Here is a 22,428-nt window from a genome sequence, read left to right on the forward strand (position 1 = left end):
TTCCTACTTCTCACTACTCTTCATCAGTGCTTTTCTTCTTAAAGCTTACTGCTCGCTGCTGATGGAGTGCAACCAATTGATCGTATACCGATAAATCAGCTGTAACTGAGCCTAGCCCACCATGAAAGCTACTGCCGTCATCACTCGCTCCATGAAAATCTGATCCAGCTGTTTTTATTAATCCAAAGCGATCCGCGAGCTCTATGTAGCGGGTGATCTGCTCAGGAGTGTGATCACTATGCATAACCTCAACGCCATCAGGCTTTGCGGCTAGCAGCTGTTCTACAAGTGTCTCATTATGATAGATACCTGGATGTGCAAGCACACATACGCCACCAGCATCACGGATCCATTGGAAAGCTTCAGTCGGGTGAATACGACGCGGCTGAACAAACGCTTTACCGCCCTCTCCGAGATATTCATCAAACGCCTGCTGCTTCGTCTCCACTATCCCTTTTGCGATAAGCACCTCGGCAACATGAGGACGGCCAATGGAGCCCTGATCTCCACTTACAGCCACAACCTCATCCAGCGTAACGGAAATGCCAAGCTCGTTCAATTTATTGATGAGCAGCTCATTCCTTGCCTCACGCGTTGCACCAAGCTTACCTAGCCGCTGCTGCCACTTTTCATCGTCATTTCTTGTAAAATATCCTAGCACATGAATATCGAGACCATCGGCAACCGTACTAATTTCTATTCCAGGTAAAAATCGAATATTATGCTTGATTGCCGCTGCCCGTGCCTCAGCAATACCTGCAGTCGTATCATGATCCGTTACAGCAACACCTCCAAGCCCGAGCTTTGCGGCCATTGCGACGATTTGCTCAGGCTTGTATTGCCCATCAGATGCCGTTGTATGGACATGCATATCGATGTACTGACTTAGAGCCATTGACTAAGATCCCTCTCTCTTAAAAAATTCAGAAATGTAACCGCACTAATAGGCAGCAGCGATGATTTTAAGTAAACGGAATAAAACTTCCGCTTAAACGTTACGTTTTTAATCGGTATTGTTCGAATAAGTCCTAATGCAATCTCGTGCTTTACGGATGAAACGGACAGAAAGGATATGCCTAGTCCAGCCTCAACAGCAGACTTTATTGCCCCGGTGCTGCCCAGCTCCATGACGATTTTAAGCGATTGAGGATTATGTCCATGTGCAATGAGTATATCCTCCGCTACTTGGCGAGTGCCTGAGCCTTGCTCACGAAGGATGAACGGATACTCGAGTACGTCTGCTAGCTCTAGGTCGTCACGTTTCGTTAACGGATGATCTGCTGGGACAACTAGCATAAGCTCATCCTCCATGACGGCTTCAATCTGCAGGTCATGATGCTCAATTGGCGCTTCAATAATCGCAAAATTCAATTGATGATTTTCGATTTCCTCTATAAGATGCGTCGTATTCATAACCTTCATACTAATCCCGATATTCGGATATTCCTTACCGAATGGACCGAGCCAGCGCGGTAGAATAGATTCACCGATCGTTAAGCTAGCCCCGATCAGAAGCCGTCCTTTTTGCTGCTGTGTGAAGCTGGTCATGGCTTGATCGGTATCACGGATCAGATCAATGCTCCGCTTCGCATAAGGAAGCAGTACCTTGCCTGCCTCGGTTAGCTCGATTTTTTTTGTGGAACGCATAAACAGCTTCGTACCGAAGTACTCCTCCAGAGACTGCACCTGCATCGTTACGGCAGGCTGTGTCATATATAAAGCTTGGGCAGCAGCGGAAAAGCTTCCTCGCTCAGCCACGGTATGGAAAATATGTAACTGATGAAAATTTAATGGCATTCTGATGTCACCTCTCTAATTGAAGCCATTATACATGAAATGGTTGGCTCAGACTATTTTAATTGAAAAAAAGGGGGTGCTCGAGGTCATTACAATGACCTCAAGACACCCCCGTTGTTAACTAAATGCTGTATGCTCTTGTCTTATCTTCTACATCTTTACTGTATTCCGTCTTAAGTTCATTGCGATAAGAGCGTTCAATCTTGCGTACATAGGCTAACCTATGCAGCTGCTTCAGATTCTCCTCCACCTTATCTGCATTCATATATAAGACTACATAATGTAGCTTGCGAGACATATAATGCACCGTACCTAGTCGTTCTAAGCCGCGTGCCGCCTTTAGATCACTTACCCACACTATATAACCCGTGCGTTCTGGTAACATAACTGACTACTCCCTCCAGCCAATATGAACTTAACCGCAGCCTCCGCTGCCACAGCTGCATGAGCCTCCGCTGCCACAGCCTCCACCTGCTTTTTCATTGCTTGGAACCTTTATCGTCTCTGATACTGCTCTTGCGATTGTTGTCGCAACTTCATGAAGCAGCTCATCAAGCTGCTTTTCGTGCTCCTTAAACGCTCGCACACACGGAATGTCATTCAGCTTTGCTTCGATCGCTTTCACGCGATCCTTTGCTTCATGGTAGTTTGGATGAAATCTGCCAAAGCGCTGTGTTTCTTCAAACAGCTCCTTTGCTCGTTCAAACTCACGCTGAATAACTTTAACCTCTGTATTTTTAGCAACCTCAGCTTGCCAATATAAATAATTGGCAACGGAGTCAGATGCAATAATGGTATCCCCAAGCTCGTAGGCTTTAAGAAGTAAAGACGCCATATCAATTGACGCAGCTCCAGGTTCGGTGGCAATAGCTTGTCCTTGTTCGTACATTATACCACCTCTTTCTGCATACTACATTTATACGTTATCACACAACTCAGCGAATGCCAATACATTTATTTAATGCTATTGACCCATTGCTAGCTGGATGGCTTCAATCGCTTTTAGCTCGATTCGCAGCGGTGGACGCTTGCTTTCAGGCACTTTATACGATAAAGCTTGCAGAATGCTTTCCTCGCTGTCGTATTCCAGTAATAAAGGGACAAGCTTACAGCTGCCACTCGAAGTCGTAACATTCAAGCATAAGCCTTGCTCGATCGCCGCCTCGACGATTTGCTGCTTCGTGGACAAATGATAACTACGAAGCTCGCTTTGCCAGCTTCTCGGTATGGAAGCCCGTGCCTTAGCCTCTTGATTAAAATACTCCCGCAAAGCACTGTAATCCGCAAGTGGAGTATCCATTAATTGACCAAGCGGATGTCTGCAATACACCCCCCAGCTGCTGAAGGAGCACATCTCGAACCAACCGTCCTGTACTTCACTCATAGATAGCAAATCGATCTCTTCCTGATCAGCATTCGCATTGTTTCCGCTCTCGTTGTTCAGTGTAGAATTAGATACAGATCTAGCATCCTCTGCCATGAGGAGCAGCTGTTCAACCATTATCGGGAGCTGATTATTAGTATGCCCTTGAAGCCATTCACGAATTCGATCGGTGGAATGACGTGCTTGTTGCAGTGATTTTAAAGTTAAACGAAGGCTAACCACCTCTTGTGCCGATACGACTTCAGCTATTTCTAACCCGCTCCACAATACGTACGGCATAATGCCGGGAAGCAAAAGCAGCTCACCATTTTGTTGAATATGAAGCTGGTGCTCTGGCTGAGCGACAGTTGAACGACGTATATATAGGATGCCCTTATCAGGACTGCTGCTGTATGAGAGGAAGCCACAATCAGCACATAGCTCCAGCAGCTCTAGCAAGGAGGATACTGCCTCAGCGGGCATCCTATAGGCATGCCAGTGATTATCCTGTTTGCTATCGAGCATTACAAGTATTGCATCGACAGGAAGGTCCGATAACACAAGCTGCTGGATGAGCCACTGCCAGAGGATGTCCTGCTGCCTTGATTGAGGTAAAGCGAGCCATTCCTTGAGCTTTCCGTAAACTAAACGAATCTGGTTCTCCTTCTGAATAGCAATACCAAGATTGAAGGCAAGCTCTAGAAAAAATTCCACAATTGCTCCAGAGCCTTGCATCAGATTTTTCCACGCAAGTTCAGTTTCTGTCCGCTCATCTAGCAGCTTCAACCGTTTTTGGAGCTGTTTAGTAGAAGCTTTACTTAACTGACCCTGCTTTGTAACCTGCAGCGGCGTATTGTGAATTTGCTGTAAAAACATCGTAAGCTGAACAGGCAAAGACAGCTCGTGCTCATATCTGCAATGCTCTATGCTTATAGCGGTCGAATCATTAATCTGTTTATCTTGTAGTTCTTCGTACGGAATAGACAGTGGTACACACAGCTTTTTTCGCCAATTGTTTAATATGGGGAGCGGCATCCACAATATCAAGCCGCGCCATGGATCTTGAAAAGCTAGAACAATTCCCGCTTCTAATAAAAGCTGCAGCGCTTGCTTGCATTGCTGCAATGGGCGGCCTAAACGACGAATTAATATGTGAACAAGCGTGTCCAAGTGCTGCGGTTTTAGCAACAAGCCTTCCTTCAGCAGCTCCAGCAATATATCCTGCTCAAACTCATTGAGTTGCTCATATGTGCTTTCAACGATTTCTTCATCTACGACCGCAAGTCCCCAGATCCACTCGTCCATATAGCTTCGCCAAAGCTTGCTATGCATAAATTGCTCTCGCTGCTCACGAGGAACAACATGAAGCCAGCACTGCAACGTCATCATAGAAACACCTCTTGCTCATGTATGCAACGATATTGATAGCCCTGCTCGAGCATAAACAACCCTCTTTTTAACGCAAATTCAGTTTCCTTACTGCCTTCCGTTACGAGCGTATAGAACCAGGCCTCGTTGGCTCCACGTTTCGGTCTAAGCAATCTACCGATGCGCTGCGCCTCCTCTTGGCGCGAGCCAAAGCTGCCAGATACTTGAATGGCAACTGCTGCGTCTGGTAAATCTACTGCTAGGTTTGCAATTCGTGAGACAACCAAGGTTGAAATTTCTCGATTGCGAAATTTCTTAAATATCGCTTCTCTCTGTTCATAGTCCGTGCTTCCTGTTAGCAATGGGACACCTAGCTCGACTGACATCTCCTTCAGCTGCTCTATGTATTGACCAATAATTAGCGTTGGCAAGTCTGGATGAAGCCTCATAATTTGTTTAACTGTCGCAATCTTATTAGGATTAATAGCCGCGATCTTTAAGCGTAGTCTTGCAGATGCCGTGTTATACTGCTCTTCAGCATGAGCTGGAAGTTTAACTCGAACCTCTGTGCAGTGAACCTTTGCAATATAGGACTGTTCCTCCGCTTTTTTCCAGCTTAGATCGTACAGCTTGGGGCCGACAAGAGAGAATACATCATTCGCACAGCCATCCTCACGAATTAAAGTTGCGGTTAACCCCAGACGCCTTGTTGCTTGAATCATCGCGGTCATGCGAAATATCGGAGCGGGCAGCAACTGGACCTCATCATATATAATGAGTCCCCAATCTCGCTCGGAGAATAACTTCATATGATCATATTGATCAGTAGACTTGTTTCGATGGGTCAAAATTGTATAGGTCGCAATCGTTATCTTCTCTACGGAACGAGCTTTACCCCCGTACAAGCCAATATCCTCTGGACTAAGCGATGTCTTGTCCAGCAGCTCATCACGCCACTGCTTCGCTGAAGTTACACTCGATGTTACGATAAGCGTAGCAGTTTGAAGACTGGCCATGACTCCAATCCCAGTTACCGTTTTCCCGCTACCGCACGGAAGTACGATTACCCCACTACCGCCTACACGATCACGATGAAAAGCAGCGATGGCCTTGCGCTGATAATCCCTCAGATGAAAGCTAGCCCCAGATTGAGCTTGTTGTCTGAGCTCCATATGTACAGCTTCTCCATCGTGATAACCAACTAAATCCTGAACCGCATAGCCTGCTTTCGCAAGCTCTTGCTTAAGAAAGCCGCGACCCTCCTGCTTGATTATCCATCTATTGTTAGGATGCTTAGCTTCTATCCAGCTTGAACCAAGATTCAAGCTTTCCAGCTCTTGCATCATTGCCTCGTCTCCCTGCATAATAAGCTGCTGATCATCTAGCAATAGTGTTAAGCGACCAAAGCGAGAAGCCCAAAGCTTGATTTGACTCTCGCAGGCAGCAGGCAGTGCCCCCTTGGCATATGTATGTAATACATCAATAATTTTCTCACATTTCAATCCTAGAGCAAGTGCGTTCCAAACGGTGACTGGTGTACATTCATAGACCTCAAATTGACCAAGCACCTTTAGGAGCTCTGTAAAGCTCCCAATCGCTGAACGTGCCTCAGCGGCGTAATGAGCCTCTCGATCTAATAGTAATGTCATATCTCGCTGCACAATCAAAACGTTCCTACGCTGCATATATCTACCCTTCCTTACTGCATTCTCCTTACGTTCAGTATTGAGGTTTAACAGGTGTTTTATGCCTGTTTTACTTCATATTGCATGAAATCTATATGTAAATACGAAATCTATGGTATAATAGCTATAATTATCGTTCTTTTTTTACGATTTTCGACATTTCGGAGGATATTCTTTACATGAGGAATTTGATTTGTGTCGCCATTCTTGCAGCAGCTTTTATATTCATTAGCGCATGCTCTGGACTACCTTCTGCGACTTCAAATATGAAAGAGAATACCTGGTATCCTATTGGTAAAATTATTAATAACAACACCTTCGAAATCATTGTTGGTGATCATATTGAGCAAGTAACCTTTTTATCTATTGACGTTGTTAATATTAATCATGAAATACTTGGAGATCGGATTTATGAATTTATATCCGATCAATTAACTAACTCGCAGGAGGTAATGCTTAGCTTTGATCAAGAAATGCGTAATGAAAACGGTCAGCTGCTTGCCATAGTCAAGCTTAGAGACGGTACGATTATGAATGAATTGCTTCTTGAGACAGGCTATGCAAAAGTGCTAGTTACAGAGCCAAATATTAAAATGGAAAACATTTATAAAAAGTTTGAACAGCTTGCGAAAACAAACAAAGTCGGGCTTTGGTTTGATGAGCAGGAAACGAGCAATGATGATGTCACATTAAAGGCTGCACCCTATACTGGTATTCGATTAACAGTTGTGAAGGATGATCAGAAGGCATTGGTTTCAAACTATACTTCTCAGGACTTAGATTTAAGCCAATGGAAGCTTGTAAGTGTTACGGGGAATCAAATCTATATATTTGAGGACTTGGTGCTTGAACCAGGTGAAACAGCAGCAATCTATGCAAGGAGTATGGAACGTATACCTGAGAAAATCGCTTTCTACTGGGGTAATGATCTCGTATGGGATCTGAATGAAAAGGAAAGCGCTGAGCTGTATAACACAAATAACGAGCTTATCGCTGAGTGGAATGAATAATTCCACATCAGTGATAAGCTCGTTTTTTAGTTTGCTTTATTGAGCTTGAACTTGATTCGCATAATGCTCAGCAGCTTCAACCAGCATGCGAATAGCAAGCTTCATCGAACGCTCATCCAGATCAAAGCGCGGGTGATGATGCGCATATACAGCACCGGCTGCTTCGCTTCCTGCACCAACAAACATAAAACACCCTGGCACTTCCTTTAAGTAAAAAGCGAAATCCTCTGCAATCATAATCGGAGCTGCTTCCTCAGTGTTTTCATCCCCCACAATCGTGCGAGCGACCTCTAACACGCGATTCGCCTCAGCCTGGTCATTAACTACTGCCGGGTAGCCTTTTTTCAGCTCGTAACGATACGTTGCTCCATGCAGCTCACAAAGCTTTTGAATCGTTTTTTCGACCTTATTCTGAGCAATCTCGCGACTTCTCTCATCAAAGGTACGAATCGTCCCCTTCAGCAAGCAACGCTCAGCAATGACATTATTTGCTTGTCCAGCCTGAAAAGTTCCAATGGTAACAACTGCTGGTGAGATCGGATCTATATTTCTACTGACGACCGTTTGCAGGCTTTGTACAATTTGCGAGCCAATGACGATTGCATCAATTGTATGATGCGGTACTCCACCATGACCACCTAAGCCTTGAATTTCTACTGAGAAATCATCGACCGCGCTCATAAAGTTACCGCTTTTTGTTGCGACTTTACCATACGCTAGCGGTGTCCAAAGATGGACTCCATATATAACATCTACTCCACTAAGCGCACCTTCAGCAATCATTGACGCCGCACCGCCAGGTGCCAGCTCCTCTGCTGGCTGAAATATTAGCCTACGCTCGCCTTTGAGCTCATGCTTTCGCTGTACATAAAATTGTGCAATAGCAAGCAATGAAGAGGTATGTGCGTCATGACCACATGCATGCATCACATTAGGTACATTAGATGCATAATCTACAGACTTCTCATCCTGGATCGGCAGCGCGTCCATATCTGCACGTAAAGCAATTGTCGGCCCGGCCAGATCGCCTTTAATTGTAACGATGAGTCCATAATTATGTTGACAGCGTGTTACACTGCAGCCCATTTCCTCTAGACGCTGCTCAATCCATGCTGATGTACGTTTCTCGTGAAAAGAAAGCTCTGGATATTGATGAAGATAACGACGCCATGACACCGCCTGATCAAAAACTTCTTCGGTGTACCGCTCTAGCTGCTGTAATATCGTCATGCAGTTACCTCCTTATCCTTTAGATCAAAATTCTTATTATAGTGTAACAGAAAAATCGTAACAGCGGTAATGCTGTAATGGATGAATCTAGTAATGTTATATCGCGCTCGAGGTATTTTGTCTATCAGTAATGCTTGCACTAGCCAATGAAACATACTATCATTATGAAAGAATAGCTCGATACTAGATTTGTATAGATCATCCGTTCCATCGCATATTGCTTTGGACAGATTGCAGAGCAGCCTACTGCTATGAGAATCGAAACTCGTAGTTAGATGACACTTCACAACTAATGTTATAGGAGGAACAGGAATGATTATCGAAAATTCCGGACTTAACGGGCTCAAAAGTGAGCTTGGCTATCTTGATGAAGCAGCAGAAAAAGCTGGCTTTTTCCGTGGCCAATGGGAATACACTCGTGCTACATATGATTTGAAAATTGAAGACTCGCAATCTGACGATGTATACTATCTTCGTGTGAACACACGTGCGATTGAAGGTAAGCTTGAAAATCCACATGCTGTGCTTATTATTGAGGACGTATACATTGGTCTTTCTACGTTTCCGCATGGTCTTGACTATGAAACACCTATTCCTAAGCATGTAATGGATGTTGCAAACAAAGGTATTCAAGCTTTATATTCTGCATTAAGCTAATAAAGAGGTAATATTATGAAAGCTCCGCAAAAAACTAGTAAAGGTAGACCAGATTTTCTACTTCTAATTATGACGCTAATACTTGTCGGTTTCGGTCTAGTAATGGTGTTTAGCGCGAGCTCAAGTGTTGCGGTTGTATCTGCAGGAATGAATTTTGATGCTCTTTACTTTACGAAGCGCCAGTTCATATTTGCTGGCCTTGGTGTGTTCATGATGTTTTTCATTATGAACATTCCGTTCCGCAGATTCAAAAAGCTGCAAATTCTTTTCTTTATTCCAGTCATTATTATGCTAATACTCGTACCGATTATCGCGCCGGAAATTAATGGTGCGCGAAGCTGGTTCGGATATGCAGGTCTCGGGATACAGCCTACAGAGTTCGCTAAAATTGCCCTTATAGTATATTTAGGAGCACTGATATCGAAGAAGGGAGAAAAGTTTCGTGACTTTAAGCGCGGACTACTCCCTGTTCTTATCATCATCGCATTTATATGCGGACTAATTATGTTACAGCCTGACCTTGGCGCCGTTATCGTAATTGCTGGTAGTGCGGGTATGATGATCTGGGCATCAGGCGCGAAGCTAAAGCATTTATTGTTAACATTGCTTGGCGGAACCGCTATTCTTACACCGATCGTCACCTATTCGATTCTAACGAATCCAACTGCCTGGAATTATCGAATCGCAAGGTTCACGGCTTTCCTTGATCCAATCGGGAATGCTCAGAACAGTGCATGGCAGCTTGTATCTTCACTGCAAGCCTTTGGGCATGGCGGCTTTATTGGAGCTGGTTTCGGAGAAAGCATTCAAAAGCTCCATTATTTGAAATATCCATACAGTGACTTTATTTTTGCTGTTATTGCTGAGGAGCTTGGCTTTATTGGAGCTGCATTGTTCCTTATCTTTATGATTATTTTCTTATGGAGAGGCTTTATCGTCGCTGTTCGCTGCCCGGATCAGTTCGGAATGTTAACAGGTATTGGCATCGTATCACTGATTGCTTTTCAAGCCTTTATTAATATTGGCGGTGTTTCCGGAGCAATTCCTCTAACAGGGGTTACGCTGCCATTCATAAGCTACGGGGGCTCCTCTATTCTTGCTATGCTCATGGGCATGGGAATATTGCTGAGCATCTCAAGAGAGTATTATCAGGTGATGGACAAGACGACAATTACATCTACGACAACGAAAAAAACGACTGTTCCTATCGATTAGGAGACAGTCGTTTTCTTGTCGTTCGGTTTATTATGTTCCGTTTATTTCAAACGCATTACTACTTCTTCTGGCTCTTCTTCTTTGAAGGCTACTCCTTCAACCTTGACGTTTACTTCAACAACTTGAAGTCCAGTCATGTTAGAAACCTGTTCTCGAACATTAAGCTGAAGCTGACGACAAACCTCTTGAATTGGGATTCCGTAGTGTACGATAATACGAAGATCAATTGCTGCTTCTAGCTGACCTACCTCAACCGATACACCTTTTTGTACGTTTTTTCCACTTAGTCGTTTAGCAAGCCCTTCTGATATGCCACCAGACATTGCTGCAATGCCAGGCGTTTCGAGTGCTGCAAGTCCCGCTATAGTTGCTACTACATCATCAGAAATACGAATTAAACCAGTTTGAAGTTCCTCGGTCATGTCATTCACTCCTCAATAGGCCATATATGTACATTGTATAGGATATCATTTCCTTAATCAAGTTGAAGCACACAAATAAACAAGCTCTTTCATATTTTCCACTTTATAGTAAAACATAAAAATGTTAATAAATAAAAAAGACAATCTCTATTGAGACTGTCCCTTCTGATCCAACGCTTCATATAATACAGCCAGATTGCGTTCTAGTCGACTTAATATTTCTTTTCCCTCTATCTCGGAAACTAAGCCGATACGAATTGCAAAATCAACCTCACGTGAAAATCCATACATTTGTGTATCAAGTACTTCTTCGTATAATGGACATTGACGGGTAGTAAGATTCGCCATCTGGACTTCAATAAGCTTTTCTATTTTAGCTGCATCCTCCTGCAGAAGACGTAGTGCTCGTTCAGTTAATAATTCAGTGCGCTCTAGTGCAGACATCGAATCCCTCCTTCACTGCTTCTCCAACAACTTTACCTCTCTTTATATTAGACGAAAAACAAGATAAGTACAAGGATAAACTAGTGTGAACATGAATAAAAGCTTGATTCAATAGCTCTAGCCTTTGATTACTGATTTACTGTTGTTGATCACATTAAAAAAGCACCTCTCCACTGGAGAAGTGCCCGATTCATCATTTACTCTGAAATAATCGTAACGTTCAAGCTATGCTTAGCAAAAACTTCAGACATTGCTTTTTTAGCTTCTTCTGCGTCTGGTCCATGAACATGCAGCTCATAAGCGTGACCGCCCACTAACGTTGTGAACAAGCCTAAAATACTTTTGACATCAATGTATTTGCTATCAGCCTGTAGCACGATAGACGAAGTAAATTTACTCGCCGCTTGTGAAATTTCGACAATTGCCGCGTTATTCGACATGGGAGATCCCTCCATAGAAAAATAAGTTTTATATAGTTACCATCATACATTGAAATAGAGTAACCTTCAAGCATTTTCCAAATAAAATATTAAGCTTTTAATTGCTCCGGATTCAATGCTTGCAAATCAGGAGTGACAAATTGTCCATCCTTGCGAATGAGCTCGCCATCAAAGTATATTTCGCCACCGCCGTAGTCTGCTCGCTGAATTAATACAAGGTCCCAATGAATCGCACTGTTGTTTCCATTGTCGCAAGTTTTATAGCATTGTCCTGGTGTGAAGTGAAGGCTGCCTGCGATCTTTTCATCAAATAGTATGTCATTCATTGGATGCAAAATATACGGATTAAAGCCGATAGCAAATTCTCCTATGTAACGTGATCCTTCATCCGTATCCAATATCTGATTTAATTTCTCCGTTTGATCTCCTGCTTCAGCATGAACGATTTTACCTTTTTCAAAGGTCAACTTCACATTTTGAAATGTAGTTCCACCATACACCGTAGGCGTATTATAGTGGATGGTGCCTTCCACCGAATCGCGAATTGGTGCAGAGTAAACTTCTCCGTCAGGAATATTGCGATGTCCGGAGCATTTTTTTGCTCCGATTCCTTTTATGGAGAACGAAAGCTCTGTTCCTGGAGCTGTAATGCGAACTTGATCAGCATTGCTCATTCGTTGATAGAGCGCCTCCATTGCCACTTCCATTTTCGCATAATCAAGATTGCATACATTGAAATAGAAATCCTCAAATGCTTCTGTGCTCATACCAGCTAGCTGGGCCATGGATGCATTTGGATAGCGTAGGATGACCCATTTTGTGTGATTCACTCTTTGCTCCATATGCACCTTTTTAAGATGAATCGATTCATACCATTTCATTTGCTGCTCAGGCACATCTTTTAGTTCGTTTACATTATCGCTTGCTCGGATGCCGATATATCCGTGCATTTTTTGCATTTTTGCAAGATCAAGCTCAGCCCATAATTCAATTTGTTCCTTAGACGCATGCTTCAGCAAACTGCGAGTAACGGCGCGATGACTAAGCTCTACGAACGGCCGACCACCGCGATTGCTCACCTCTTCTACGAGCGCCTTTACGAGCTCTATCTCTTCCCCAATCATTTCAATCAAAATGTTTTCACCCGGTTGTACATCGATCGAATATTGCACTAGATTACGAGCCAATTGATCAATTCTACTGTCACGCATAAATCATTCCCCCTATACGCTTCCTTCAACAAAATCTATCGTACCACTTGAGCTGGACTTAGATCAAACTTGATATTGCTTTTACGAAACTCCTTGATCTCTAAGCCATCTTTCATATAATCCATGGAAACATGCTCGTTTAATTGAAGCGGAACGATACGAGTAGGATCAATCGTAATTTCCACATTCATAGCGACTTTCAATTCCTTTAGCATTTGCTCAAGCTCTTGTTGTGAACGATCCACTTCCTGTTGGACAAGTGTAAGATGCTTTTTTTGATCCTTTGCACGAGTTAAAGCGTCCAGTGTCACATTAGTTAACTCTTTTTTGAGCAGCTCCTTCCACCTTGTTGTAGCTGCCTCTGGATCTACGGTTACACCCAGCACTATAATATTGCTTTGCTCTGACTCATCAAGTCCATTATACGTAACCTTTGCCTCTGTATAATTTTTCGCAATAAAATCAATTTCATTAACTGGGTTACTTACAAAGCTGTTCGACTGCTCTGCAAACATAGCGATCTGCTTATGCTTCTCTATTTCACCTTCAAAGGCAAACGGCTGCAGTGCCACCCCATCCTCAAAACCCATTACAACCGTGCCGCTAAAGCGAAAGTCGTCCTCTGCAACCATTCCCGCGCGCAAAAGTTCTAGCCACTCATCACCCGTTCGATTATCCGTAATAATGCTGCAGGCTGCTATAATGATACAGCAAACAAACAAGCCAATCAGACTACTATTTTTACGCATAAGCCACCTCGATTATAACTTCATTCCGTTATAGCTTAACTCAAAGCTAGCTTAGTTATGCGCTGATATCTAACATCAATGGGTAGAATAACTCAATCCTCTTGACGTTTGTACGTATGACAAAACAATAAAGAGGCTGGGACAAAACCCAGCCCTAACAAACAAAGAAAGCCGTTGAAATTTTACGACGAGTAAAATTTCAACGGCTTTAATTTTTTTAAATACAAAAAGAACACCATCTGTTAAAATTGAATCACCACAAAACAAATCCAACAGGAAAGGTGTTCCTTATGTTTAAAGATTATAACATGAATCAATTAGTTTTGCCTCTAGATTTAGAAGTTAAATTACAAGAAAACGACATTGCGTTTCATATCCATCATCTTGTAGAAACTATTCCAGATGAAGCCTTTGCTTCATTTCTTCGTCATTCAGGTTGTCCAGCTTATCATCCACGTATGATGCTCAAACTTATTTTATGCGGCTATACTCAGTCTGCTTTTTCAGGTCGAAAAATCGAAGCATTAACGAAGGACAGCATTCGTATGATGTGGTTAGCCCAAGGATATGAGCCTAGCTACCGCACCATTAATCGTTTTCGTATTCATCCTGAAATGAAAACTCTTATCCGTCAATGTTTTATTCAGTTTCGTTGTCAATTAGTTGAAGAAAGGCTCATTGATCAGGAGGCTATTTTTATTGACGGTACAAAGATCGAAGCCAATGCGAATAAGTTTACATTCGTCTGGAAAAAAGCCATCGAAAAGCATCACCGTAGACTCATTGAACAATCGAATCAGCTCTACAACGAATTGCTAAACAACAAAATTATTCCTGAAATAGCAAGTGAACAGGATGGGCAGCTTTCCAATGAACAACTGCATGAAATCGCAGAAAAACTCGAGGAAGTTGTAGAGGACTATACACAAGCTATTGCTCATACAGAGGACGTCGCTGAGCGTAAGCAGCTACGCCGTCAACGCAAAACACCTAAGCAAATGGTCAAGCAGGTTCGAGAATGGATTGGACGCAAACAAAAATATGAAAAGGATCTAGACATTTTAGGTGCACGCAACAGCTATTCTAAAACAGATCATGATGCCACCTTCATGCGTATGAAAGACGACTACATGAAAAACGGACAACTCAAGCCTGGTTACAACGTCCAAATTGCAACCGAAGGGCAATACACGTTGGCCTATGGCATTTTCCCTAACCCAACCGATACAAAAACGTTGATTCCATTCCTACATACCATTGAAGAAGAATACTTTGAATTACCTCAACATATTGTTGCGGATGCAGGCTATGGCAGTGAACAAAATTATGATCATATTTTAACGAAGATCAACCGTACACCTCTGCTCACGTATGCTCATTACTTGAACGAGCAAAAAAGAAGATTCAAGACAGACCCTTTCCAAACGAGTAACTGGGAGTACGATGCAGAGCAAGATGTCTATCTATGCCCGAATGAAAAGAAACTATGGTTTCAACGCAAGGTGACACGAAGAGATCGATCGGGCTTTACACGTCAATTCAAGTTGTATGAGTGCGAGGATTGTACCGGTTGTCCATTCCGTTCTACCTGCACCAAGGCGCAAGAAGCGAATCGTACGCTCATGATCAATGAAACATGGGAGCAGCAAAAAGCCTATGTGAGAGAGAAGCTTTCAGAAGACAAAACAAACAAGCTCTACCGCCAACGAAAAATTGACGTAGAGCCAGTTTTTGCCTTCTTGAAGGCTAATTTAGGTTTCACTCGCTTTATGCTTCGAGGGAAATCTAAAGCTGAACATGACATCGGTTTAGCATTAATGGCTGTAAACTTACGAAAATATGCGGTGAGGACGTAAGTTTTCACCTCGAAATAACAAGTAAATACGCAAAAGGATGAAATCTGAATCGATTTCATCCTTTTGCGTTTATGAGAAGCTAGTTTTGTCCCAGCCTCTTTATTGTTTACATTATATAATGGCTTAGAAGCAAGTTATTTACCCGATATTAATTCGATTACGGCCACTCTTTTTCGATTCGTAAAGCGCCATATCCGCACGATAGAACAATGATTCAACACTTATTTTTTCATGAGATTGATCCCATTCGCTTACTCCGCAAGAAACGGTTACCTTAGGATTGGTTTCATACTCCACACGCTTGCGAATTCGCTCAGCAATTTGTGCCGCTCGAATAGCAGTTACATTCGGCAAGTAAATCGCCAGCTCCTCACCGCCCCAACGAGCGGCGATATCACCATTACGTATGGAGCTCCGTATAATTGCGCAGACCTGAATGAGCACCCGATCTCCTACCTGATGACCAAAGGTGTCGTTGATTCCCTTGAAGAAATCAATATCTACAAGGATTAACGACCCTTGCGTATCACTTCGTTGCTTGCGCTGAATTTGTTCATCCAAGTAGTGTCGTACATGCAAATTTGTAAGCTGATCGGTAATGATCATTTTGTGCATCTCGGCGTGCAGTGAGGCGTTCGTTACTGCAAGTCCGATATGCGTACTTACAACCTGCAGAAGTTTAAAGTTGTCATAGGAAAAGTAATTGGCTTGAGTATGTGTAACAAGAATGACTCCAACGACTTCCCCATCTATAAAAATCGGCGCACCAATCAATGATCTTGAATTCGTATCTTCCATCAGCTCAGAAGGAACCGTTTGCGTATTCCAATAATCAGATGTAAACAGCGCTTCCTTCGTACGGTAGACAATGCCAGTAAACCCATAATCGTTGGTATAGGTTTTACCAAGCAACGATTCCAAATTACTTGCTCTGACTTTAAATTCGTTGCGATTACGATCAAGCTGCAATACACAGCAGTAATCGGCTTTAAATATTTTAAGAAGCTCTACTGTCGCATATTGATATATTTCTCTTGAACGGAGTGACTGATTAAGCCGCTTCGTCATTTCGTTAATAATTCTTAATTCGTTAATCAATAAATTTGATTGCTCATAGAGCTTAGCGTTTTCGAAGGCCGACCCTGCAGTATCTGCAATGAGCATAAAGGCTGGAAGATCAGATTCATCCCAATGCGTACGGTTGATTTCGATACAAAGCACACCATATGCCGCTTGCTTCCCATTCATTGGGATCGCCAAGCGAATATAGCCAGGATGATTACGATCTATACAGCATTTTCCTTCTAGGAAAGCTTCTGTTACGATGTCGTTTGAAGAGTTTCTAAACTCTAGAGGACGTACTCGATGATCTCCTTCAAGGTGATCCTGTGAAAGATACAAATAAATTTCAGAATCTTGATACAGCTCTTCAAGGCTATGCAGCATTTCCCGCACAACGCTTTCGGCATCGATTTGATCATAAAGCCGCTTCGATACTAAAAACAGCCGCTCTCGGTGCGTTGCTTCCTTATCCACTAACGTTTTCTGCAGCATAATCTCCTTAACGAAAACACTTTCAAATACACGGTAAAAATGAATACGAAAATGCTTCATATAAGCGCCAAGCTCAGCTTTACTAATCGCGTGCTTATGTTCCACTACATACATAAACACAGCAAATATTTTATTATCCTTCCGTCTTCTGACAGGAACCGCACTAAACTGGACGTCCTGCTCCGTAAAATCAATATATTCTTCTTGTTCAATACATTGAGCAGCCAGCCTGCTTATAGCCTCATTCAACTGTTCCTTGCTTCGCATCTGCAAAACATTCATCGGATCGGTAGGCTCAGTACAATAAAGGGAGGCTGATCGTGTATATAGGCAGAACATTCCATGTCGACATGCATCTATATCTCGAGCGTCTTCATACCATGCATAGAAGCTTTCATTATAAAGCTCTGGCATGTATGGCTCGTCTGCATCATGGAAATCTTCATCGGCAAACCAAATCATAGGCTTATAAATTCCATTCGTTCCGTCCTTCATCATGCACCCAACCCTTTCTTTCACTGCCCTAAGGAGATGAGCTTTCTATCTTATTATCATACTCTATTTTTAAGGATTTTGCACTACGGACGAATAAAATAATAGGACTTTAGACGGTATTTTTGTAAAATGATAGTAATATTGTTACTCTAGCATATCATTTCTTGACTTTTCAATTGGAGACTTTATAATATTAATGATGGTATTATGGGCGTACGGTTTTGTGTCACCCTCAGGATATGCAAGGACTGTCTAGCCTGCGGCTGATGTGCTTGACAGTGCAGTAATTGTGCTGCACCTTCATATCCGCGAAACACAACCCCATCCTCAATAATCTCATTTGATGAAGGAGTTAATCGACACATGTCACGTTATACTGGTCCTAAATTTAAACTAAGCCGCCGTCTTGGAATTTCACTAGCTGGAAACGGTAAAGATCTTAAGAGAGCTTTCCCTCCGGGACAACATGGCCCTAACTCTCGCCGCAAAATTAGCGGTTACGGCCTACAACTTATGGAGAAGCAAAAGCTTCGTCATATGTATGGTATGAGTGAAAAGCAATTCCACAACCTTTACGTTAAAGCTACGAAAATGAAAGGTATTGCCGGTGAAAACTTCATGGTGCTTCTTGAAAGCCGCCTTGATAACCTAGTATATCGTCTAGGTTTTGCTAATTCTCGTGCAGGTGCTCGTCAGCTTGTTGCTCACGGTCACATCACAGTTAATGGCAAAAAAGTTGACATCGCGTCTTATGCCGTTTCTCTTGGCGACGTAATTGGCTTGCGTGAGCGCAGCCGTGGAATGAAATCTGTGAAAGAAGCGATTGAAGGTCGCGTACACCTACCTGCTTACCTTGAGTTTAACGATCAAGCAGTTGAAGGTAAATACGTTCGTCTTCCTGAGCGTTCTGAGCTTTCACAAGAAATCGATGAGAAGCAAATCGTCGAGTTCTACAGCCGTTAATATCGGAACAAAAAGAGGCTGGGACAAAACCCAGCCCTAACAAAAAAAGAAAGCCGTTGAAATTTTACGACGAGTAAAATTTCAACGGCTTTAATATTTTTAAATACAAAAAGAACACCATCTGTTAAAATTGAATCACCACAAAACAAATCCAACAGGAAAGGTGTTCCTTATGTTTAAAGATTATAACATGAATCAATTAGTTTTGCCTCTAGATTTAGAAGTTAAATTACAAGAAAACGACATTGCGTTTCATATCCATCATCTTGTAGAAACTATTCCAGATGAAGCCTTTGCTTCATTTCTTCGTCATTCAGGTTGTCCAGCTTATCATCCACGTATGATGCTCAAACTTATTTTATGCGGCTATACTCAGTCTGCTTTTTCAGGTCGAAAAATCGAAGCATTAACGAAGGACAGCATTCGTATGATGTGGTTAGCCCAAGGGTATGAGCCTAGCTACCGCACCATTAATCGTTTTCGTATTCATCCTGAAATGAAAACTCTTATCCGTCAATGCTTTATTCAGTTTCGTTGTCAATTAGTTGAAGAAAGGCTCATTGATCAGGAGGCTATTTTTATTGACGGTACAAAGATCGAAGCCAATGCGAATAAGTTTACATTCGTCTGGAAAAAAGCCATCGAAAAGCATCACCGTAGACTCATTGAACAATCGAATCAGCTCTACAACGAATTGCTAAACAACAAAATTATTCCTGAAATAGCAAGTGAACAGGATGGGCAGCTTTCCAATGAACAACTGCATGAAATCGCAGAAAAACTCGAGGAAGTTGTAGAGGACTATACACAAGCTATTGCTCATACAGAGGACGTCGCTGAGCGTAAGCAGCTACGCCGTCAACGCAAAACACCTAAGCAAATGGTCAAGCAGGTTCGAGAATGGATTGGACGTAAACAAAAATATGAAAAGGATCTAGACATTTTAGGTGCACGCAACAGCTATTCTAAAACAGATCATGATGCCACCTTCATGCGTATGAAAGACGACTACATGAAAAACGGACAACTCAAGCCTGGTTACAACGTCCAAATTGCAACCGAAGGGCAATACACGTTGGCCTATGGCATTTTCCCTAACCCAACCGATACAAAAACGTTGATTCCATTCCTACATACCATTGAAGAAGAATACTTTGAATTACCTCAACATATTGTTGCGGATGCAGGCTATGGCAGTGAACAAAATTATGATCATATTTTAACGAAGATCAACCGTACACCTCTGCTCACGTATGCTCATTACTTGAACGAGCAAAAAAGAAGATTCAAGACAGACCCTTTCCAAACGAGTAATTGGGAGTACGATGCAGAGCAAGATCACTATCTGTGCCCCAATGAGAAGAAACTTCTATTTCAGCGCTATGTTACGCGCAGAGACCGCTCAGGCTTTATGCGAAAATTTAAGCTATATGAATGTGAAGAATGTACAGGCTGCCCATTCCGTTCTACCTGCACCAAAGCACAAGAGGGAACGAATCGTACGCTCATGATCAATGAAACATGGGAGCAGCAAAAAGCCTATGTGAGAGAGAAGCTTTCAGAAGACAAAACAAACAAGCTCTACCGCCAACGAAAAATTGACGTAGAGCCAGTTTTTGCCTTCTTGAAGGCTAATTTAGGTTTCACTCGTTTTATGCTTCGAGGGAAATCTAAAGTCGAATATGATATTGGACTAGCATTAATGGCTGTTAACTTGAGAAAGTATGCGGTGAGGACGTAAGTTTTCACCGATAATAACAAGCAATATGCAACAGGGATGAAATCTGAATCGATTTCATCCCTGTCTTGTTTATGAGAAGCTAGTTTTGTCCCAGCCTCTTTTTTATTTAGAATTGATTGATTAGTTGTCGCTATCCACTGGCTTATCCTTCGTTAATAGCTGCTGAACAACAGCTTCGACATTACCGTCTATTGGACTTTGCTGCTGCTGGATTCCTTTCCCACTAGCTAGACGGGAAATCAAACCATTCACATCAATCCCTGTAACATTTTCCAGCATTTCTGGTGCAGTTGCCATTAGTGAGGTTACATAATTACTAACTCTTGCCGCCCCTTCTCCATTGCCTGTATCAACAACAGATAGCTTTTCAATATTGCCCATCGGCTCAGCAATTTTCCCAGCTAGCTCAGGAAGCATCTTCAGTACGATGTCAAGAACAGCAGCCTCACCGAATTTCTCGAAGGCAAGGGCTAGCTTCTCTTTCGCTTCAGCTTCAGCCAAGCCCTTTAATCGGATAACTTCTGCTGTAGCTGTACCCTGTGCTCGCTCAACGTCGGCAATCGCAATACCTTCCAACCGCTTCTGCTCGGCAACAGCCTTCGCCTCAGCTTCAATTCGATATTGTATCGCATCCGCTTCTCTAAGCTGCTTCGCTTTATTCGCTTCTGCCGCTTGTTCAACTGCGTAACGATCAGCATCTGCCTTCTTCTTAACCTCTGCGTCATACTGCTTCTCGCGTCTTAGAATTTCTTTTGCTTCTAGATCAATTTCGCGTTCTTTACGTACTAGCTCTACTCGCATCTGCTCTTCAACAACGAGCTGCTTCGCTTTTGCCTCTTGAATCGCATACGCCTGATCAGCTTCCGCCTTCGCAGTATCCTGATCTCTTTTGAAGGATGCTATTTTCATTTCTTTATCGCGTTCAGCTTCAGAGATATTTGTATCTTTTAACAACTCAGCTTTTTGTGCTGCCTCCGTAGCGAGCGCCTTCTGAATCGTTGCATCACGATCTGCTTCAGCTTCAGCGATTTCAGCATCACGCTTTACAGCTGCAATTCTTGGCTTACCAAGGGCATCTAAGTATCCGTGCTTATCACGCACATCCTTAATCGTGAATGATACAATTTGAAGTCCCATCTTTTTAAGGTCACGTGCTGCAACCCCTTGAACTTCTTGAGCAAATTTATCACGATTTCGGTATATTTCCTCTACAGTCATAGTCCCTAATATCGCACGCAAATGCCCCTCCAGCACCTCTTGCGCTTCTACCTTTAACGCTTCAGTTGGCTTTCCAAGAAACTGCTCGGCTGCCGTTGCGATATCTTCTACAGACCCACCAATTTTAATAATCGCAACACCGTTCGAGAAGACAGGTACACCTTGCGCGGAATACACTTCAGGTGTAGCAATATCTAGCTTATGGGATAATAATGATAAAAATTGCGATTGCTGAAATATTGGAATAATAAATGAACCGCCACCACGAATAATTTTTACTTTTCGACCCGATTCATCGACCATCGTATTGCGCGTTCCAAGAAAAGAACCCGTCACTAGCATCGCTTCATCTGGACTAACCGTTTTATATCTTGCCCAAAAGGCAAGCCCCAGTACTACGATAACACCAACGACAATAATAGGAATTGTTAACCATTCTTCCATTTCTCAGCCTCCTAATCTAAATTTAATTCAGATACTAATAACACACCATCCTGTACCTCAATGACTACTACGGACCGTTCACCATCGATCTCGACCTTTCCAAAGCTCGCTGCGGTGTGACTGACTACACCACCAACAGTTTTAACCATGACCTCGCCATAGCCCTCTGCGGGGATTGGTACAACAACCTGAGCCTCCTTTCCAACCAAGTCATAAATGGAATATCCGATTGAACTCTCTGCATTAGCCATCGGCTTAACGTACACGAAGTAGACGATAATAACACCGACGATTGCTAAACCGAGCGAGGCTAACACAACGATTGTCATAGTTAGTGCAGAAAACTGAAGGAGTACAATGCCTGAACCTCCAAAGATCGTTAATCCACTCATTAACGTCAACGGTTGTATGACTGGTAAATTATCGAGCTGCAGCCATTCTAATGATGCATCTAGTGCACCTGCTAATACATCACCAAAGATGACAACGACAATCGTATAAATAACACCAATCAAAAAGCATATCCAAAATACGGCTTCCATGGTCCTCCCTCCTTTGATGTTAAT

The 22,428-nt window shown here is 42.7% G+C and carries 19 protein-coding genes and 2 pseudogenes; 6 read left to right on the forward strand and 15 right to left on the reverse strand.

The genetic code is table 11. The features are described 5' to 3' along the window. Positions 1 to 13 precede the first annotated feature (13 nt). From NSQ99_RS12465 to NSQ99_RS12490, 6 genes are all read right to left on the reverse strand, one after another. Positions 14 to 895 carry a PHP domain-containing protein gene (locus NSQ99_RS12465; protein ID WP_251665591.1) on the reverse strand — a complete coding sequence of 294 codons (882 nt, stop codon included), beginning with the start codon at positions 893 to 895 and terminating at the stop codon, positions 14 to 16. Next, on the reverse strand, positions 886 to 1,797 hold the full coding sequence (locus NSQ99_RS12470; protein WP_340836972.1) for a selenium metabolism-associated LysR family transcriptional regulator: 912 nt from the start codon (positions 1,795 to 1,797) through the stop codon (positions 886 to 888). Before NSQ99_RS12470 ends, NSQ99_RS12465 begins: the two co-directional genes overlap by 10 nt. A gap of 121 nt (positions 1,798 to 1,918) precedes the next feature. Then, positions 1,919 to 2,182: a YlbG family protein gene (locus NSQ99_RS12475; RefSeq protein ID WP_251665593.1), complete on the reverse strand. Its 264-nt coding sequence runs from the start codon at positions 2,180 to 2,182 to the stop codon at positions 1,919 to 1,921. A 30-nt stretch (positions 2,183 to 2,212) separates the two neighbouring features. After that, positions 2,213 to 2,686 carry a YlbF family regulator gene (locus NSQ99_RS12480; RefSeq protein WP_251665594.1) on the reverse strand — a complete coding sequence of 158 codons (474 nt, stop codon included), beginning with the start codon at positions 2,684 to 2,686 and terminating at the stop codon, positions 2,213 to 2,215. Positions 2,687 to 2,761: 75 nt separating this feature from the next. Continuing rightward, the gene (locus tag NSQ99_RS12485) at positions 2,762 to 4,549 is read right to left on the reverse strand and encodes a hypothetical protein (RefSeq protein WP_340836973.1); all 1,788 of its coding nucleotides are present in this window, start codon (positions 4,547 to 4,549) and stop codon (positions 2,762 to 2,764) included. Next, complete coding sequence (locus NSQ99_RS12490; protein ID WP_340836975.1) at positions 4,546 to 6,213, reverse strand: DNA repair helicase XPB; 1,668 nt, start codon at positions 6,211 to 6,213, stop codon at positions 4,546 to 4,548. The genes NSQ99_RS12485 and NSQ99_RS12490 overlap by 4 nt, the downstream gene beginning before the upstream one ends. A gap of 179 nt (positions 6,214 to 6,392) precedes the next feature. Between NSQ99_RS12490 and NSQ99_RS12495 the strand changes: the two genes are divergently transcribed. After that, positions 6,393 to 7,223, forward strand: coding sequence for a thermonuclease family protein (locus NSQ99_RS12495; RefSeq protein ID WP_251665597.1), 831 nt, complete (start codon positions 6,393 to 6,395; stop codon positions 7,221 to 7,223). Positions 7,224 to 7,259: 36 nt separating this feature from the next. On the opposite strand, the gene NSQ99_RS12500 is transcribed toward NSQ99_RS12495, so the two are convergent. Next, positions 7,260 to 8,453 (reverse strand): amidohydrolase, encoded by a 1,194-nt coding sequence (locus NSQ99_RS12500; protein WP_340836977.1) that lies wholly within the window; start codon positions 8,451 to 8,453, stop codon positions 7,260 to 7,262. A 312-nt stretch (positions 8,454 to 8,765) separates the two neighbouring features. Between NSQ99_RS12500 and NSQ99_RS12505 the strand changes: the two genes are divergently transcribed. Together NSQ99_RS12505 and ftsW are read left to right on the forward strand one after the other, a co-directional pair. After that, a complete protein-coding gene (locus NSQ99_RS12505) occupies positions 8,766 to 9,110 on the forward strand; it encodes a YugN family protein (RefSeq protein ID WP_340836979.1) in 345 nt (114 codons plus the stop codon). 15 nt (positions 9,111 to 9,125) lie between these two features. Further along, the gene (gene ftsW / locus NSQ99_RS12510; RefSeq protein WP_340836981.1) at positions 9,126 to 10,325 is read left to right on the forward strand and encodes a putative lipid II flippase FtsW; all 1,200 of its coding nucleotides are present in this window, start codon (positions 9,126 to 9,128) and stop codon (positions 10,323 to 10,325) included. 41 nt (positions 10,326 to 10,366) lie between these two features. On the opposite strand, the gene NSQ99_RS12515 is transcribed toward ftsW, so the two are convergent. From NSQ99_RS12515 to NSQ99_RS12535, 5 genes are all read right to left on the reverse strand, one after another. Beyond that, positions 10,367 to 10,747 (reverse strand): Asp23/Gls24 family envelope stress response protein, encoded by a 381-nt coding sequence (locus NSQ99_RS12515; RefSeq protein ID WP_251665601.1) that lies wholly within the window; start codon positions 10,745 to 10,747, stop codon positions 10,367 to 10,369. 147 nt (positions 10,748 to 10,894) lie between these two features. Next, positions 10,895 to 11,191, reverse strand: a complete 297-nt coding sequence (locus NSQ99_RS12520) for a YlaN family protein (RefSeq protein ID WP_251665602.1) — start codon at positions 11,189 to 11,191, stop codon at positions 10,895 to 10,897. Positions 11,192 to 11,388: 197 nt separating this feature from the next. Next, on the reverse strand, positions 11,389 to 11,631 hold the full coding sequence (locus NSQ99_RS12525; RefSeq protein WP_251665603.1) for an HPr family phosphocarrier protein: 243 nt from the start codon (positions 11,629 to 11,631) through the stop codon (positions 11,389 to 11,391). 89 nt (positions 11,632 to 11,720) lie between these two features. Further along, the gene (locus NSQ99_RS12530) at positions 11,721 to 12,842 is read right to left on the reverse strand and encodes an aminopeptidase (protein WP_340836985.1); all 1,122 of its coding nucleotides are present in this window, start codon (positions 12,840 to 12,842) and stop codon (positions 11,721 to 11,723) included. 35 nt (positions 12,843 to 12,877) lie between these two features. Next, positions 12,878 to 13,591: a hypothetical protein gene (locus tag NSQ99_RS12535; RefSeq protein ID WP_340836987.1), complete on the reverse strand. Its 714-nt coding sequence runs from the start codon at positions 13,589 to 13,591 to the stop codon at positions 12,878 to 12,880. Positions 13,592 to 13,881: 290 nt separating this feature from the next. Here NSQ99_RS12535 and NSQ99_RS12540 point away from each other — a divergent pair. Further along, positions 13,882 to 15,432 (forward strand): annotated as a pseudogene (locus tag NSQ99_RS12540) (IS1182 family transposase); the annotation flags it as partial. Positions 15,433 to 15,585: 153 nt separating this feature from the next. Here the strand turns inward: NSQ99_RS12540 and NSQ99_RS12545 are convergent. Continuing rightward, entirely contained in the window at positions 15,586 to 17,499 is a 1,914-nt protein-coding gene (locus NSQ99_RS12545; protein ID WP_340836988.1) for a sensor domain-containing diguanylate cyclase, read from the reverse strand. Between the two features lie 360 nt (positions 17,500 to 17,859). Between NSQ99_RS12545 and rpsD the strand changes: the two genes are divergently transcribed. Both rpsD and NSQ99_RS12555 read left to right on the forward strand, forming a co-directional pair. Next, positions 17,860 to 18,459, forward strand: a complete 600-nt coding sequence (gene rpsD, locus NSQ99_RS12550; protein WP_251665607.1) for a 30S ribosomal protein S4 — start codon at positions 17,860 to 17,862, stop codon at positions 18,457 to 18,459. A gap of 172 nt (positions 18,460 to 18,631) precedes the next feature. After that, a pseudogene (locus tag NSQ99_RS12555) lies at positions 18,632 to 20,185 on the forward strand (IS1182 family transposase); the annotation flags it as partial. A 135-nt stretch (positions 20,186 to 20,320) separates the two neighbouring features. Here NSQ99_RS12555 and NSQ99_RS12560 read toward each other — a convergent pair. Both NSQ99_RS12560 and NSQ99_RS12565 read right to left on the reverse strand, forming a co-directional pair. Next, positions 20,321 to 21,862: a flotillin family protein gene (locus NSQ99_RS12560; protein WP_251665608.1), complete on the reverse strand. Its 1,542-nt coding sequence runs from the start codon at positions 21,860 to 21,862 to the stop codon at positions 20,321 to 20,323. A gap of 11 nt (positions 21,863 to 21,873) precedes the next feature. Beyond that, complete coding sequence (locus tag NSQ99_RS12565; protein WP_251665609.1) at positions 21,874 to 22,404, reverse strand: protease; 531 nt, start codon at positions 22,402 to 22,404, stop codon at positions 21,874 to 21,876. Positions 22,405 to 22,428: the final 24 nt, after the last annotated feature.

Source organism: Paenibacillus sp. FSL W7-1287 (assembly GCF_038004245.1).
Classification (GTDB): domain Bacteria; phylum Bacillota; class Bacilli; order Paenibacillales; family Paenibacillaceae; genus Pristimantibacillus; species Pristimantibacillus camelliae.

Coding starts and splice junctions, on each gene's coding strand:
- NSQ99_RS12465 (WP_251665591.1), bottom strand. CDS start 895: ATGGCTCTAAGTCAGTACATCGATATGCATGTCCATACAACGGCATCT.
- NSQ99_RS12470 (WP_340836972.1), bottom strand. CDS start 1,797: ATGCCATTAAATTTTCATCAGTTACATATTTTCCATACCGTGGCTGAG.
- NSQ99_RS12475 (WP_251665593.1), bottom strand. CDS start 2,182: ATGTTACCAGAACGCACGGGTTATATAGTGTGGGTAAGTGATCTAAAG.
- NSQ99_RS12480 (WP_251665594.1), bottom strand. CDS start 2,686: ATGTACGAACAAGGACAAGCTATTGCCACCGAACCTGGAGCTGCGTCA.
- NSQ99_RS12485 (WP_340836973.1), bottom strand. CDS start 4,549: ATGATGACGTTGCAGTGCTGGCTTCATGTTGTTCCTCGTGAGCAGCGA.
- NSQ99_RS12490 (WP_340836975.1), bottom strand. CDS start 6,213: ATGCAGCGTAGGAACGTTTTGATTGTGCAGCGAGATATGACATTACTA.
- NSQ99_RS12495 (WP_251665597.1), top strand. CDS start 6,393: ATGAGGAATTTGATTTGTGTCGCCATTCTTGCAGCAGCTTTTATATTC.
- NSQ99_RS12500 (WP_340836977.1), bottom strand. CDS start 8,453: ATGACGATATTACAGCAGCTAGAGCGGTACACCGAAGAAGTTTTTGAT.
- NSQ99_RS12505 (WP_340836979.1), top strand. CDS start 8,766: ATGATTATCGAAAATTCCGGACTTAACGGGCTCAAAAGTGAGCTTGGC.
- ftsW (WP_340836981.1), top strand. CDS start 9,126: ATGAAAGCTCCGCAAAAAACTAGTAAAGGTAGACCAGATTTTCTACTT.
- NSQ99_RS12515 (WP_251665601.1), bottom strand. CDS start 10,747: ATGACCGAGGAACTTCAAACTGGTTTAATTCGTATTTCTGATGATGTA.
- NSQ99_RS12520 (WP_251665602.1), bottom strand. CDS start 11,191: ATGTCTGCACTAGAGCGCACTGAATTATTAACTGAACGAGCACTACGT.
- NSQ99_RS12525 (WP_251665603.1), bottom strand. CDS start 11,631: ATGTCGAATAACGCGGCAATTGTCGAAATTTCACAAGCGGCGAGTAAA.
- NSQ99_RS12530 (WP_340836985.1), bottom strand. CDS start 12,842: ATGCGTGACAGTAGAATTGATCAATTGGCTCGTAATCTAGTGCAATAT.
- NSQ99_RS12535 (WP_340836987.1), bottom strand. CDS start 13,591: ATGCGTAAAAATAGTAGTCTGATTGGCTTGTTTGTTTGCTGTATCATT.
- NSQ99_RS12545 (WP_340836988.1), bottom strand. CDS start 17,499: ATGATGAAGGACGGAACGAATGGAATTTATAAGCCTATGATTTGGTTT.
- rpsD (WP_251665607.1), top strand. CDS start 17,860: ATGTCACGTTATACTGGTCCTAAATTTAAACTAAGCCGCCGTCTTGGA.
- NSQ99_RS12560 (WP_251665608.1), bottom strand. CDS start 21,862: ATGGAAGAATGGTTAACAATTCCTATTATTGTCGTTGGTGTTATCGTA.
- NSQ99_RS12565 (WP_251665609.1), bottom strand. CDS start 22,404: ATGGAAGCCGTATTTTGGATATGCTTTTTGATTGGTGTTATTTATACG.